Origin of the sequence: Nitrosomonas sp., assembly GCA_016703745.1 — a bacterium.
Lineage (GTDB): Bacteria > Pseudomonadota > Gammaproteobacteria > Burkholderiales > Nitrosomonadaceae > Nitrosomonas.
On the sequence record JADJBK010000006.1, the window covers coordinates 1,872,409 to 1,885,442 of the forward strand.

The 13,034-nt window shown below is 50.2% G+C and carries 8 protein-coding genes; 1 reads left to right on the forward strand and 7 read right to left on the reverse strand.

Going from position 1 to position 13,034, the window contains the following annotated elements:
- Nucleotides 1-2: 2 nt before the first annotated feature.
- Genes IPG31_10010 through purL form a run of 3 tightly spaced genes read right to left on the reverse strand, consistent with a single transcriptional unit; the run spans nt 3 to nt 7,312 of the window.
- Nucleotides 3-2,078 (reverse strand): M1 family peptidase, encoded by a 2,076-nt coding sequence (locus IPG31_10010; GenBank protein MBK6618664.1) that lies wholly within the window; start codon nt 2,076-2,078, stop codon nt 3-5.
- Nucleotides 2,075-3,346, reverse strand: a complete 1,272-nt coding sequence (locus tag IPG31_10015) for a ChaN family lipoprotein (GenBank protein ID MBK6618665.1) — start codon at nt 3,344-3,346, stop codon at nt 2,075-2,077. Before IPG31_10015 ends, IPG31_10010 begins: the two co-directional genes overlap by 4 nt.
- 45 nt (nt 3,347-3,391) lie before the next feature.
- Nucleotides 3,392-7,312 (reverse strand): phosphoribosylformylglycinamidine synthase, encoded by a 3,921-nt coding sequence (gene purL / locus IPG31_10020; protein ID MBK6618666.1) that lies wholly within the window; start codon nt 7,310-7,312, stop codon nt 3,392-3,394.
- A gap of 57 nt (nt 7,313-7,369) precedes the next feature.
- On the opposite strand from purL, the gene IPG31_10025 reads away from it, so the two are divergent.
- Complete coding sequence (locus tag IPG31_10025; protein MBK6618667.1) at nt 7,370-8,890, forward strand: NAD(P)H-hydrate dehydratase; 1,521 nt, start codon at nt 7,370-7,372, stop codon at nt 8,888-8,890.
- Nucleotides 8,891-9,014: 124 nt separating this feature from the next.
- On the opposite strand, the gene IPG31_10030 is transcribed toward IPG31_10025, so the two are convergent.
- Genes IPG31_10030 through IPG31_10045 form a run of 4 tightly spaced genes read right to left on the reverse strand, consistent with a single transcriptional unit; the run spans nt 9,015 to nt 12,894 of the window.
- On the reverse strand, nt 9,015-10,088 hold the full coding sequence (locus tag IPG31_10030) for an alpha/beta hydrolase (GenBank protein ID MBK6618668.1): 1,074 nt from the start codon (nt 10,086-10,088) through the stop codon (nt 9,015-9,017).
- A gap of 36 nt (nt 10,089-10,124) precedes the next feature.
- Nucleotides 10,125-11,135 carry a glycosyltransferase family 1 protein gene (locus tag IPG31_10035; GenBank protein ID MBK6618669.1) on the reverse strand — a complete coding sequence of 337 codons (1,011 nt, stop codon included), beginning with the start codon at nt 11,133-11,135 and terminating at the stop codon, nt 10,125-10,127.
- Nucleotides 11,132-12,073, reverse strand: a complete 942-nt coding sequence (locus tag IPG31_10040) for a UDP-2,3-diacylglucosamine diphosphatase (GenBank protein ID MBK6618670.1) — start codon at nt 12,071-12,073, stop codon at nt 11,132-11,134. Before IPG31_10040 ends, IPG31_10035 begins: the two co-directional genes overlap by 4 nt.
- A gap of 2 nt (nt 12,074-12,075) precedes the next feature.
- Nucleotides 12,076-12,894, reverse strand: a complete 819-nt coding sequence (locus IPG31_10045; GenBank protein MBK6618671.1) for a GNAT family N-acetyltransferase — start codon at nt 12,892-12,894, stop codon at nt 12,076-12,078.
- Nucleotides 12,895-13,034: the final 140 nt, after the last annotated feature.

Genomic DNA, 13,034 nt, shown 5'->3' on the forward strand with positions numbered 1-13,034 from the left:
AATCAATTTCTGTTTGCCTGCACCTTGATGACTGGTGTTTGTGCTGGCCAGATCCCTTTTTCAATAACAGTTGCACCATCATATACCAGATAACTCTGGCGGCCGTAGTGTGGTAGCGTGCGACCCAATGCCCGTAGCGAATCATTATCCCGTGCCGACAGGATCGTAATGACTGCTCCATCGGATGAGCGCATTGTCCATACATATGCGGTGGCTTTTTCATTCTGAATAGCTTGCGGCATGGCTGGCAAGTTGCGCTGCATCAACCAGTCACTTACCTGCCGGGTTAAACCTGCCACTATCAGTGGCGTCTGATTAAAGTCAATTTGCTTGCTGACCAGTAAGGGCTGGTGTCCTTGCAGATTGCCAATCAGAGTAGAGGCAATGCGAAAATTTTCAGAGTCTGGCCGAGATAGAAGCAGGGTTCTGGCTGATCGATTGACCATGCCTTCTCTTAATATAGGTACTGCTTCTTCAGTAGCGAGTAATCGAAACAACTGGAAATCCGGATCAAGCACTATTTCATCTGGTAGCGATGGTAGTATCCACTCGAAAGCCTGCTGCGTGGATTGCAGATCGGCATACCGCTTTTCTTCAATACCGAACTGGTCGCGTATCAGCAAGGGCACGCGCAGTTGATAGGCGTCATCAGATTGCGTCAGTACGACAGTCAATCTGTGTTGGCCATCGCTGGATGTATCGCTGATCGCCTGCGTAACTTTGATCTCTGGCGCTCCTGTTAGAGTTAGCCACTGTCTGAAGTAAGCGTCAAGTGAACGATTGGCCACCTGTTCAAAGATCCGCTGGATATCCTGCCACGCCGTGATATGAAAGCGCTGCTCACGCCATAACTTACGGATGGCCTGGTCAAAGACGGCTTCTCCCAACCAGTCGCGCAGCATCAGAAAGAACATAGCCGCCTTGTTGTAACCGACAATCTTGGAAGCACCATGAGTACGGGAAGTGAAGGCAAGCAGTGGTTGATCCTGACCGGGGGCAAGAGCAGTGAAATCGCGCAGCCAATCCAAACGCATTTCACGCGCAGCTTCACTGCTTTGCTGGGCCTTGTAAGTGTAATCCGCCATGAAAGTCGTCAGACCTTCCGACCAGTTGCCACGTGAGTAATCGGCATAGACGCCATTTCCCCACCAGTTATGCAACACTTCATGCCCCAGGGAGGTTGCGCGAATAAAGGGCAGTTTGAGAACATTGACACCGAGATAAGTCAGCGTTGGCATACCGAAGCCGGTTGGTGTCGGGCTGGATACCACACTGAATTCGGTAAAGGGGTACTCACCAATCCACTGCTCATAGAAGGCAATATATTGCTTGACGGAATCCAGATAATCTCCTGCCAGATTACTGATTTCAGGGTGAAAGTAAGTGTTCAACTGGATTTCTTTGGTACTGATGGCGCTACGTATTGTGCTCTTACTGATCTGATAAGGCCCTGCCATCAAATCAATGCCATCGGATGGGTGCTCAAAGACAAAACGGGCATGATAGCCGTCAGCTTCGGATTCAGATTCTTGCACTCGTCTTCCAGCTACCAATCCGCGCTGGCCAAATGGCAGCGCAAGTTCAACCTGATAGCGTGCAAGTGCACCGGATATGGCGGGGTACCATGCGGAAGAATTGGGGAGAAATGTACCGGCATGACCACTCACTGGAATAGGGCGTCCCAGGGTTTGCGCGTGATCAAGATTTTGATCGAGCTCAGCCAGTTCTCCCTGCCAGTGTAGTGTGATCTCAGGCCGTTCCTTTTTCCCGGCGGTTGCGATCGTAACACGCCATGATTGAATACCGCCTGATCCTGTCGCCTGTCGTATTACCCGTGCGCCATTAACTTGCAGATGACTAACCGTGAAGCGGTGACTCAGCACCAGCTCGAATTCTCCGGTAGATGGCAGTGTGATCTGGCTTTTTCCGCTCAGCATGCGGGATGACGGGTCGATTGTGACCTTGATGGCGTAATGAATATCGGTTGCCGCCTGCAAGGGCAGGCTGATCAGCATAATTAGATACAGCCAGGCTGCAGATCTCCAGTGAAACATCACGAATCTGTCAGATCTGCTCATTTTTCCAGGGGTGGGAATTTGGCTACCAGTTCGATCATCGAGCCATTCCGTTTGACTTTCAACGGCAGCCAGGTCCCAGGTGCCTGTCGTCTGACGGTATCAGTAAGATCACTGCTTTTTCTGATCGAAATCCCGGCGATTTCGCTAATGACATCACCGTCTAGCAATCCGGTGGTCTCAGCAATACTGCTGGGTTCAACCTGCAGTACCTGTGCACCATTCGCGGTTTCGCTGAACTCGAAGCGGATACCCAGTCGCTGGTGTGATGGAGCAGCCATCTCGGCGATGAATGGATCCAGCCCGAAAACCGCATCTGCATAGCCGGGAACCAGTTGTTTGCAGGATTTATTCGTGTCCCATGGCAGTAATGAAGCAATTCTGGTTATACCCAGATCATTGAGCTGATGCGGCACACCAAAGCCTTGCAGAATGTGCCCGGTGCCCATGATGCCGACGACCAGGGGATGCGTGCCTGATGTGCCGTTATCTGAGGCAGCATGAATGGCCTGAGCCATGGCGCGGTCCCACAATTGCTGACCAACAACGAAACGCAGAAAATCCGGATTTGATCGTGTGGCTTCTTTGGTGTTCTTGCCGGGGCGTTCATGCTGGGCATAGATGGGCAGGAGAAAATCAAGATAGGCGGCACGGGGTGGCGCAGGTCGGGTCACGCCCTCACGCTCGCGTTCGGGAACGGCATGGAACCCCTTTTCCGAGACCAGTTTACGCAGACGAGTGTCGATATTGAGTGTACGCATCGGGATGCGGTTCATGCGCGCAAAATGAAATAATGGCATATAGAGGCTGGCATCGCTGTTCCAGACGGTGTGCCACTCGGATTGCACGAGAAACTCGGCTTCCGTCAGCTTGCCTGCTACCCAGCGGTCCAGCACGGGCTGCAGTCGGCGTGGAAACATTTCGAAGCCGATGATCATATCGGATCGTGCGGCGTACAATGCCGCCAGTGTTTGCAGTTGCCAGCGATGGTGTTCGCGATTGATGTGGGTTTCACCGAGTAGCACAACGGATTGCTTTGCAGCTGCAGTAATAATTTCGGAAAATGAGCGGGTTCCCGAGCCAGGTACGGTCCATGTGGCTGTCTTGACGCATTCAGTTATGGAGGAAGAGTGCACCTCGCTGGTGGAAGAGGGTTTGCGTGGCGGGATGATCTGTGCCTCTGATGATGAGGTGATGGATGTGAGAGTGATAAAGGCGGCAAAAATGGCCACGGATGCTATCCAGTTATCGCGAATGCTGTGTTCGATCATTGTTGTTATCCTGTTGAATTGACATGGATGCCACTCCCGGTACGCTCAGTCAACCCATTTGCGCGCATTGGTGAACATGGTCATCCATGGTGAATGTTCAGGCCAGTCTTCCGGGTGCCATGAATGCTGAACAGTGCGAAATACCCGTTCCGGGTGCGGCATCAGAATGGTAAAACGCCCATCGGTTGATGTCATGCCAGTAATACCCAATGGCGAACCGCTAGGGTTAAGTGGGTAAATATCGGTTTGAGTTCCATGATGATCAACAAATTGCAGCGCAATATAGTTTTCTGCCCTGCGCTGCTGTGCAGAATTTTCAAAAACGACACGCCCCTCCCCATGGGCGACGCTGATTGGCAGACGGCTACCTGCCATACCCTGAAAAAACAGGGATGGACTGGGCTGGATGGCAACCATGACGAACCGCGCTTCAAATTGTTCTGACTGATTGCGTAGAAAAATCGGCCAGTGATCCGTTCCGGGAATGATGGCGCGTAAATGGCTCATCATCTGACAACCATTGCAGACTCCCAGTGAGAATGTATCTGGCCTGGCAAAAAAGGCAGCAAATTCATCACGTGCACGAGTGTTGAACAAAATGGAGTGCGCCCAGCCTCTGCCGGCGCCCAGCACATCACCATAAGAAAAGCCGCCACAGGCCACCAGACCCTTGAAATCCTGCAGAGAGATGCGGCCTGCAAGGATGTCACTCATATGGATATCAACTGTGCAAAATCCAGCTTGATCAAAGGCAGCCGCCATTTCCACGTGACCGTTCACACCCTGCTCACGCAGGATGGCAACTGCTGGGCGCGTCGTCAGAATATTCACTGCTGATCCTTCGCCTGCTCTGGGAGCGAACGTCAAATGAGCATGCAGTCCCGGATCATCAGTATCCAGAATCCGATCGAACGCCTGCTGTGCGCACAAAGGATGATCACGTAATTTCTGCATTTGATAGGTCGTCTCCGACCAGGTGCGTTGTAATGTGCTCCGTTGCTGCTGAAAAATCTGTCTACCGCCGTGGAGAATGCGGATCTCATTTTTTGGATCCGGATTCCCCACCACATGGCTAAGATGCTCCAGGCCAAGACTGGCCAGCACCGTCATGGCAGTACGATGATGTTCAGTTTCAATCTGAATGACCGCGCCCAGCTCTTCGTTGAATAGGGTTGCCAGGACGGCTTCTTCGCTGGCGGCATCAATCAGTGCGTCCAGGGACACCGTAACCCCGCAACGACCGGCAAAAGCCATTTCGCACAGGGTGGTGAATAGCCCCCCATCGGATCGGTCATGGTAGGAAAGTAATAGTCTGCGGGCGTTCAGTATCTGAATGGCGTCAAAAAAAGCTTTGAGGAGGCCGGGCTGATCAAGATCAGGAGATTCGTTACCTGTCTGATTGTAGACCTGAAGTAGCGCACTGCCTCCCAAGCGATTTTTCCGGTTGCCCAGGTCGATCAGAATCAGCTCGGTCGCTCCCTTGTCCGTACGCAGTTGTGGTGTCAGAGTTTTGCGCACGTCGCGCGTATTGGCAAAGGCCGAAATCACGAGTGATAACGGCGCGATGACTGCTTTATCAGTTTTATCCGGGTCACGCCAGGCTGATTTCATCGACATGGAATCCTTGCCGACCGGAATGCTGATGCCGAGCTGCGGACACAGCTCCATTGCTGCCGCGTGAACCGCATCATATAGCTTGGCATCTTCACCGGGATGACCGGCTGCCGCCATCCAGTTGGCAGAAAGACGGATGCGATCCAGCTGATCAATCGCAGCCGCAGCCAGATTGGTGATGGCCTCACCGATTGCCATGCGCGCTGAAGCAGCCGCATCAATCAGCGCGAGCGGTGCACGTTCACCGGTAGCAAAGGCTTCGCCGTGACAGGTCTGAAAACCTGCGGTAGTCACGGCCACATCCGCAACAGGTATCTGCCACGGTCCGACCATCTGGTCGCGTGCAGTCAATCCACCGACTGTGCGGTCACCGATCGTGATGAGAAAAGTTTTGTCCGCAACTGTCGGTAATCGCAACACGCGTTCCACCGCGTTTTCCAGGGTAATGCCAGTGTAATGGGCCGTTATTAACCGAGGCTGCATGCGCTGTACATCGCGCACCATCTTGGGGGGCTTGCCCAGTAAGGTAGATAAAGGAATGTCTGCTGCAACAATAGACATTTCTGAATCAACAACCTCTAACTGCGGTTGTGCCAGTGCTTTACCAACTACCGCATACGGACAGCGCTCACGTGCGCAAATGGCATCGAACAGGGGCAGGGATTCCGGATGAATGGCAATCACGTAGCGTTCCTGCGCTTCATTGCACCATATCTGCAAGGGAGACATTCCCGGCTCATCGGAAGGAATGGCGTGCAAATCGAACTGTCCGCCACATCCTGCGCCATGTACCAGTTCAGGCAGGGCATTGGATAACCCGCCCGCGCCTACATCATGAATCGACAGAATGGGGTTGACCTGACCGCTACCTTCCCGCTGCCAGCAGCGATCAATGACTTCCTGCGCACGGCGCTGCATTTCGGCGTTACCGCGCTGCACCGAGTCAAAATCGAGGCTGGTTTCGTTACTGCCCGCATCCATGCTGGATGCGGCGCCGCCACCCAGACCGATTGCCATTCCCGGTCCCCCGAGCTGTATGAGCAATATACCTTCATCGAAATGCTGTTTCTGAGTATGCAATGCTGAAATCTGCCCGATGCCGCCGGCAAGCATGATTGGTTTGTGATAACCACGTACTTCACTGGCAACGGTCATCTCATAGGTGCGAAAAAAACCGGCTAGATTGGGGCGGCCAAATTCGTTGTTGAAGGTGGCGCCACCGATCGGTCCCGTGAGCATAATTTCCAGCGCGGAAGCAATGTGCGCTGGCTTGCCATAAAACCGGCCATTTGTTTCATGAGTAGATTCCCAGGGTTGCAGCGCATCCGGAATACGCAGATTTGATACACAGAATCCGCTAAATCCTGCCTTGGGTTTAGCGCCACGGCCAGTTGCGCCTTCATCACGCAGTTCACCGCCCACACCGGTTGCCGCACCGGGGTAGGGCGAGATTGCGGTTGGATGGTTGTGTGTCTCTACCTTGATCATCCAGTGCGTCAGCTCATTTACATAGCTATAGACACCATCCTGCCGAGGATAAAACCGGCTGATTTCTTCCCCTTCCAGAATCGCTGCGTTATCTTCATAAGCCAGAATGGTGTGAGCGGGATGTGAGGCATGAGTATGCCGGATCATCGCAAAAAGAGAATGAGGTTGCGGCTTGCCATCGATGATCCAGTCTGCGTTGAAAATCTTGTGCCGACAGTGTTCGGAATTGGCCTGGGCAAACATCATCAGTTCGACATCGGTCGGGTTGCGCTTTATTTGCGTGAAATACTCGAGCAGATAGTCGATCTCATCTGCAGACAACGCAAGCCCCATTCTTTTGTTGGCATCAATCAGCGCTGAAGCGCCTTGATCTAGAATGGCAATGTGATTGAGCGTGCCGGGTGTGTTGTGCTGGAATAGCCTGGGAATATCGGTAAATGTGCGTAATACTGATTCGGTCATGCGGTCATGCAGGCAGGTTTCAACCTGCTGACGATCGCTGGTGGACAGTATGGACGATGACTGCAGATGAAAAATGATGCCGCGTTCCAGACGCGTGATGGAGGTGAGATTACAATGATGGGCAATATCGGTTGCGCGGGATGACCACGGTGATATCGTTCCAAGGCGCGGCACGACCAGATACCAGTTGTTATCTTGCGTCAATGCGGCAGGGGAATGAACTGCTTCGAGCAGCTGCGCCAGGTGGACAATCTCGCCACTGGTTAACGCCGACTGCGCCTGGCAGAAATACCAGTATTGTGCGGCAATGGCGCGAATGTGCGGTACGATTGCCTGAATATTTTCCAGTAGTTTCTGAGAACGAAAAGCCGATAGCGCGGTGCGCCCACGAAATTGCATCATGGAGAATTGGACTGCCGAAGAAAAAACGTAATTTTACACGAGTAGACCCTTTAACTGATGAATACCCGCCCTGTTTATACGACTGCACAGATACGTGAAATAGAATTCCGTATTTTACATGCGCCCAATCCGCCTGCCTTGATGGAGATAGCCGGATTAGCTGCGGCTGGCATCGCCCGTGACCGGTTGCTTGGCCAGAATAAAAATCGGGCGCTGGTGCTGGCTGGGCCTGGCAATAATGGTGGTGATGCTTTTGTTGTGGCGCGACATTTAAAAGCCTGGGGGGTAAAGGTGACGCTGGTATTCTCTGGGGAAGCCGAAAAGCTGCCGCAGGATGCGCGCTACGCCATGCAGCAATGGCATGATGCCGGTGGCGCCATTGAAATCAATCTTCCGGCAGGAGAGCATGCCGCTCAACAATGGGATGCAGTGATTGACGGCCTGTTTGGCATGGGTCTCGATAGCGATCGCCGGTTGCCGGAATGGTATCAAGAAGCTATCCGGCAGGTGAACAGACTGAACGTGCCTGTTCTGGCGCTGGACATTCCTTCCGGGCTGATGAGTGACACGGGTGAGGTGCGAGATGTCTGCATTCAGGCAACTATCACAGCCACCTTTATCGCCTTCAAGCCAGGGCTGTTGACAAACGACGGTTGTAATCACTGCGGAGAAATTCTGGTCTGTGATCTGGGATTACAGCCGGAAACCTTGATAAGGGCGCAATCCTGGTTACTGGATGACCAGCATATCGAAAACTGCCTGCCTGCTCCACGACCTGCCAACAGCCACAAAGGAACATTTGGCAGTGTCGGTATTCTGGGAGGGGCGACCGGTATGGTTGGAGCGGCCATACTTGCTGGCCGTGCCGCGCTCAATCTCGGGGCGGGGCGGGTACATCTTGGATTGCTGGCGGATGTTGATCATGCGCCAGCAATCGATTTTGGCCAACCGGAATTGATGCTGCGCAGTCCCCGTGAATTGTTAAGGCAGATGAAACCGCTTGATTGTCTGGTAATTGGCCCAGGGCTGGGAAGTGAGATTGCAGCCTGTGATTTTCTACAACAGGCGCTGCATGGTGATTTGCCACTGGTGCTCGATGCTGATGCGCTTAACCTGATTGCCATTCATGAAGAATTAAGTCATGCCTTGAAACACCGTGAGGCTCCCGGTGTATTGACACCCCATCCTTCGGAGGCAGCGCGCCTGCTTAATGTAACGACCGATGAAGTACAGCGAGACCGGCCGAAAGCCGCACGTAGACTGGCTGAAAAATTTAATTGCCCACTGGTCTTGAAAGGCGCTGGAAGTATTTGTGTTTTTGTGGATGGTCGCTATTTCTTCAATGCAACTGGCAATCCCGGTCTGAGCACCGCTGGCACCGGTGATGTCCTGTCCGGTTTTCTCGGTGCGTTACTGACGCAAGGGCTCGCCCCGGAAAAGGCATTGCTATTATCGGTTTATCTGCACGGCGCTGCAGCAGACAGATTGTTTGACCAAACGGGCGGACCACTTGGCATGACCGCATCCGAAATTATTTTATCTGCGCGAAACTTGCTGAATCAATGGGTATATGTGTAGGCTATAAAAAATTGTTCGCTGATAAACGGGCAATGGCAGCGCTGAGCGGTTACCAAAAATCATAAAAAACCAGAAATGGATGGGTTGTTGACGTTATCGTTCCGCTGCATTTCATTCGGAGTGATTAAGAATTTCTATGCGCTGTTGCACATAGTTCATAAACAAAAAAACCTAATCCCTGAGCAAGCTTGTCAGCCTCGATGAAGAAATTCCTGTTTAGAACAAAATCCCCGTGATCGAGTAACGTCGTTAATATCAAGTGGCTTTTTTTACCTAACTGCGTCAGCCGGTTATGCAGAAAAACGGATTCTTGACTCGGAATTACTTGATCATGATACCCATGTATCAAGCTAATTGGAAAATTGATATGAGTAAGTTGTTTATCTAAATCAAACCGATTTAGCCAATGCTCTCTTTGGTCGATTTCGTCTAAAGCATGTTGAGTTAGCTGATACCTAAAAGCAGCATCTTCCAATAATCGACAGAAAAAATGCGCTGCGTTTACAGAAACGCACTGCAGGGAATAAGGCAGCAATGGCCGTTTTTTCTTAAAGCCATTGTCCGCCACCGCGATATCAAATAATTGAACAACTTCTGGATTTTGATATGAGCTTTGAGAAAGCAGGTTTCGCAGTAGAATAAAGCGCGCATATTCATCGATTTTTTCGTGATCCAGAACAAATCGGACTACATTTCTAAAATCTGCAAATGTACCAATTAAGCACATTGCCTTTACGAAAGATGCAATTTGTGGATGCGAAGCGGCCAGTATCGCGATACCACCCGAATATGAAGCCGAGAAAATGCCTAACTGCCGCTGACTTGGATTTAATTCTGAATGAGCCGCGATTGTCTCAATCAATGCTGCAAATTTATTGATCGTCGATGGATGAATAGTCAGTTGCTCAATGTCCGAAATACACGGAACAATCACTCGAAAACCCAGGCATGAAAGAGCTTTAGCAACAGCGACCATGCGATTATCCCTGTAACCGTGCACAGACAAACCAGGGAAAGCAATAACGGTATACACAGCATCGCCAGGTGGCTCGTATACCCAGGCAGGGTGGATCTCGTACCGTGTGCTAATAAGTTGTTGCGAGATATTAATGCCCGCCAGCTGAGGAAAATAGCGTCGCAACAAAAACCGGTAGCCTAATCGCCGGTATGAAATCGATTCGCTCTTATTATGATTCAAAGGATATTCTGTCAGGCAACTATTCGTGGCATTCCCTTATACAGGCACCAGGTGATCGGCGAACCGCTTTGCCGCCGTTCCCCAGCTAAATGTTTCTGCCCGTTCACGAGCCTTCTCACGGGGTATCTCGAACGCACCGAGTACGGCCTCTTTTAAATCTGGCAACATAACGCCGGCACCGCTATCACCAATTACCTCGAGCGGTCCATCAACCGGGAAACAGGCCACTGGAGTGCCAGTTGCCATTGATTCAAGTAAAACAAGACCAAACGTATCGGCAGCACTCGGAAAAACAAATACATCAGCACTTGCATAAAGCTGAACCAGTTCGTTTCTCGGCAAAATACCCAGCCAAAGCACGTTGGGGTAGCGTCTTTTAAGCTCACCCTCGAGTGGCCCTACACCGCTAACCACCTTACTACCCGGGATGTCCAAGTCCAGAAATGCCTGGATATTTTTTTCATAAGAAATGCGACCTACAAATAGAGAAATTGGCCTTGGAAGCCTGTCTAATGCAGGAAAATGAGCGGGTTTATCATGGAATCGGAACAGTTCGGTATCCACACCATGCGACCAAGATTTAAGGTTCTGGAAGCCACGCTTCTGAAGCCCTTCCAGCACTGATTGAGTAGGCACCATTACACCTGAAGAAGGTTGATGAAAATGTTTGAGCACCTTATACCCCAGGAAAACCGGAATCCCCAGCGACGCCTTAAAAATTTCAGGAAACTTGGTATGAAATGCAGACGTAAAAAACCAGCCTTTATTGAGGCATATTGATCGTGCTGCCCAACCTAGCGGCCCTTCCGTTACAATGTGAATTACGTCAGGATTATATTGCAGGAGTAGCTTTTGCAAGTTTTTTTGAGGTCGAATAGCAAGATCAATACCGGCATAGCCCGGACAAGGTCTCGTATTAAACAAGCCTGGATGAATGATCATAAATTGATGACCAAGTTTCTCAAGTTCTGCCACGAGTTCAACTAAAGTGGTTACGACCCCGTTAACCTGCGGCTGCCAGGCGTCAGTTATCAAAGCAATCTTCATGCAGATACCTTTTCGTTATCCTTGATCTTATTTGTCATAATTGGTTTGCTTGCAGGCAGACAGCCTTCTTCTAGCGTGACTTCCATCGTATTAGCTAATTGCCGCGCATGTTGTGGCCAGTGGATCAGCTCGATACTTCCATCAAGATGCTCTACTAATGCAGTTAAGCTTTCAACCCAATCGCCATCATTACAATAAGTAATTCCATTGATGTCACGAATTTCAGCATGATGGATATGTCCGCAGACCACACCATTGAGTCCGCGGCGACTCGCCTCAGCTGCAACGGCCTGCTCAAAAGAAAGTACGTAATTGACTGCGGTTTTAACTTTATATTTAAGGTACTGAGAGAGTGACCAATAGGGAAGACCGAATCGAGTCCGCAGCGAGGTCAAGTAGCGATTCAACTTCAGTGTAAATTCATAGAGATTATCACCAACATAAGCAAACCATTTTGCATACTGAATTACCCCGTCAAAATAATCCCCATGGATAACCCAGAATTTCCGGCCATCAATTGTTTCATGAACAGCTTCCTCGACAATTTCAATGCCACCAAAAGAATGCCCCAGAAATTGACGTGCAAATTCATCATGATTGCCCGGCACATAAACAACCTTGCAGCCTTTTCGTGCCTTACGCAGCAACTTCTGTACTACATCATTATGGGTCTGAGGCCAGTACCAGCGCCGACGTAACTGCCAACCGTCAATAATGTCACCGACCAGGTACAGCTGCTCACTCGAGTAGGTTTTTAAAAAATCCAGCAATGCCGAAGCCTGACAACCCGGAGTACCAAGATGGAGATCAGAAATAAAGATTGTACGAACTTTTAATTCATAGCTCTCTTCTGGGTAATCTTCCAATTCACAATTGAATGCTGAAGTTGCAGACGGCTCATTGAGTTGGTTTTGCAAATAACCATAATGATCGCGCATGCTTACCCCAGAAAATGTTTACGATAACGTTCGGGCAAATCCTTCATGCGCATTAGCATCGGCAAATCCGCAGTATTAAAATTAGGGTCCCATGCAGGAGCACCCAGCACTTTGGCGCCGACTCTTAAATAACCTCTAACCAATGCGGGAGGTTCAATATCAAGCATTTGGTCTAATTGCTCAACGGGCAAAGGTAAGCGCGGGATAACCTGCAACTCTTGACTCGCCAGATGGTTTTCCTTCATCTGCCGCCAGATACTTGCCGCCGCATATCCCATTCCAATTTGATTGTTATTTACCTGCATATTCATGGGAATACTGACGCATCCCACAACATCATCGAGTCTATTCTGCGTCATGAACAAAACGAGCGCTTTCCAAAGCGCCAAAATGACACTGCCCTGACGATAATTCTTATGAACACAGCTACGGCCGATCTCTGCAAGACGCCCACGCAATGACTGCAACGCGCGCAGATCAAATTCGCCATCACTGTAGAACTTTCCAGCTAATTTAGCTTGCGCAGGCGTCAATACGCGATACGTTCCAATAACCTCCCATGTTTTACGATCCCGCACCAGGAGATGTTCACAATAATCATCAAATATATCAATATCATAACCTGGCAAGATATCAGGGAAGTTCGCGCCCATTTCGATCGCAAATACTTGATATCTTAATTTCTGAGCTTCACGCACTTCAGACAAATGTCTCGCCCATGTCGTCACAATGTTAGTCTTATTTTCGAGGGTTGTTGTAGAACGCCGTCCTAATTCAGGAACACTGCTTGTGCTATCTCTAAAAAATGAGTTTTGTAGCATTTCTGCAGTTGCAGTTATCGATTCACTCATTGCTGATTCCTCCAAATATAAAGAAATTAAGTCGTGAAACTCATTGAATCTCTCTACATTTTTATCGAGTCATGTGATGGCGCTATGTCAGTTTTATGAAGTTATTGTTA

Bases quoted from the DNA above. Each gene is read 5' to 3' on its own strand.
- IPG31_10010 (MBK6618664.1), bottom strand. From the start codon at position 2,078: ATGAGCAGATCTGACAGATTCGTGATGTTTCACTGGAGATCTGCAGCC.
- IPG31_10015 (MBK6618665.1), bottom strand. From the start codon at position 3,346: ATGATCGAACACAGCATTCGCGATAACTGGATAGCATCCGTGGCCATT.
- purL (MBK6618666.1), bottom strand. From the start codon at position 7,312: ATGATGCAATTTCGTGGGCGCACCGCGCTATCGGCTTTTCGTTCTCAG.
- IPG31_10025 (MBK6618667.1), top strand. From the start codon at position 7,370: ATGAATACCCGCCCTGTTTATACGACTGCACAGATACGTGAAATAGAA.
- IPG31_10035 (MBK6618669.1), bottom strand. From the start codon at position 11,135: ATGAAGATTGCTTTGATAACTGACGCCTGGCAGCCGCAGGTTAACGGG.
- IPG31_10040 (MBK6618670.1), bottom strand. From the start codon at position 12,073: ATGCGCGATCATTATGGTTATTTGCAAAACCAACTCAATGAGCCGTCT.
- IPG31_10045 (MBK6618671.1), bottom strand. From the start codon at position 12,894: ATGCTACAAAACTCATTTTTTAGAGATAGCACAAGCAGTGTTCCTGAA.